Origin of the sequence: Serratia sp. 4542, from assembly GCF_016805595.1 — a bacterium.
Lineage (GTDB): Bacteria > Pseudomonadota > Gammaproteobacteria > Enterobacterales > Enterobacteriaceae > Serratia > Serratia nevei.
In genome coordinates this window covers 1-1,903 of record NZ_RXKV01000022.1, presented here as the reverse complement: position 1 = coordinate 1,903, position 1,903 = coordinate 1, and the positions used below count along the sequence as shown (strand labels likewise).

2 protein-coding genes are annotated in these 1,903 nt (G+C 64.2%); both read left to right on the top strand.

Annotated features, from left to right (window positions below; genetic code table 11):
• Positions 1–535 (top strand): autotransporter outer membrane beta-barrel domain-containing protein (locus EKL15_RS24110; RefSeq protein ID WP_203090513.1); only part of this gene is annotated, 535 nt, incomplete at its 5' end.
• Positions 536–664: 129 nt separating this feature from the next.
• A partial coding sequence (locus EKL15_RS24105) for a S8 family peptidase (protein ID WP_238423774.1) occupies positions 665–1,903 on the top strand: 1,239 nt, incomplete at its 3' end.

Sequence of the window (1,903 nt, the reverse complement as noted above, 5' to 3'; positions counted from 1 at the left end):
CAAGCGGTCGGTGAACTACGGAATGCAGTCGGACCGCGACACGGCGAAGTACAGCGCGCGCACCGAGCAGCTGTTCGCGGAAGCGGGCTACAGCGTGCAGGGTGAGTGGCTGAACCTGGAGCCGTTCGTGAACCTGGCGTACGTGAACTTCGAGAACAACGGCATCGCGGAAAGCGGCGGCGCGGCGGCCTTGCGCGGGGATAAACAGCACACGGATGCGACGGTGTCGACGCTGGGTCTGCGTGCGGACACCGAATGGCAGGTGAGCGCGGGCACGACGGTGGCGCTGCGCAGCGAGCTGGGGTGGCAACACCAGTACGGCGGGCTGGAGCGAGGCACCGGGCTGCGGTTCAACGGCGGCAACGCGCCGTTCGTGGTGGACAGCGTGCCGGTCTCGCGCGACGGGATGGTGCTGAAGGCGGGGGCGGAAGTGGCGGTGAACGAGAACGCCACGCTGTCGCTGGGCTACGGCGGGCTGCTGTCGCAGCACCACCAGGACAACAGCGTCAACGCCGGCTTCACCTGGCGCTTCTAAGCAACATCGACTTAATCCTTGTAGGGAACCGTCTGCGGGCGGTTCCTTTTTCACATCCTGCTAATGAGAACCCGGCGCACCTGGGGCGTCGGCCAATAACAAGCAAAAGGTAAGGAAATGACAACAACAATGGGTTTTGATAGCAAAGGAAACGTTCGTCGCTCGCCGTGGCGGCTGAACGCGCTGGTCTGCTGCATGGCGCTGGCGGGGTATGCGCAGGCGGCACCGCACGAGGTGAACGGCCAAGCCGGCGATCCGGCCAGCTGGCGCAGCGCCGAATTCAACGCCAACTGGGGGCTGGGGGCGATCCATGCCGATGAGGCCTACGCCGCCGGTTATACCGGCAAAGGGCAGAAGGTGGGCATTTTCGATACCCCGGTCAACCGCCATCCCGAGTTCGCCGGCGACGGCAAACTGATCAACGTGGTCACCGAAGGCTATCGCGCCTACACCGATCCGCACCGGCCGGGCATTAACGCCGGCGACCGCTTTTACTTCGACGGCACCTTCCACTTCTACAGCGGCTCACAGGGCATGCTGAGCAATCACGGGGTGCACGTCGCGGGCATCAGCGCCGCCAACCGCGATGGCGTCGGCATGCATGGCGTGGCCTTCGATTCGCAGGTGATCAGCGTCGATAACGACAACGACGGCCCGGCCTACGGCGAATTTCTCGGCCTGGACGGCGCCGTCACCAATGCCGGCTGGCAGGCGATGATCAACAGCGGTGCGCGGGTGATCAACAACAGCTGGGGCGTCAGTATTCCCGACTTTCTGTCCGACGGCGGCCGCGATCCTAACGCGCTGCACTTTGAGCTGCAGGATGCGCAGGAACAATTCGATCAGGTCAAACCGCTGCTCGGCAGCCTGGCCGGCGCAGGCTATCAGGGCGCCATCGACGCGGCGCGCAAAAATATTCTGGTGCTGTTCGCCGCCGGCAACGACGGCAACTACAACCAACCGGATGTGATCAGCGGGCTGGCCTACTTCGTGCCGGACATCGCGCCGAACTGGCTGTCGGTTGCCAGCGTGGCGCAGGATGCGGCATCGACCAACAGCGTGCCTTACACCATCAGCAGCTTCTCTTCCCGCTGCGGCTATACCGCCAGCTTCTGCGTCTCGTCGCCGGGCAGCAAAATCTACAGCACCGTGGCCAATGGTTCCGATCCGGCCAACCTGGTGTCGGACTACGGCAATAAAAACGGCACCTCGATGGCGACGCCGCACGTCACCGGCGCGGTGGCGGTGTTGCTGCAGCGCTTCCCGTACATGACCTCGGCGCAGATTGCCGACGTGTTGAAAACCACCGCCACCGACATGGGCGCGCCGGGCATCGATGCGCTCTATGGCTGGGGGATGATCAACCTG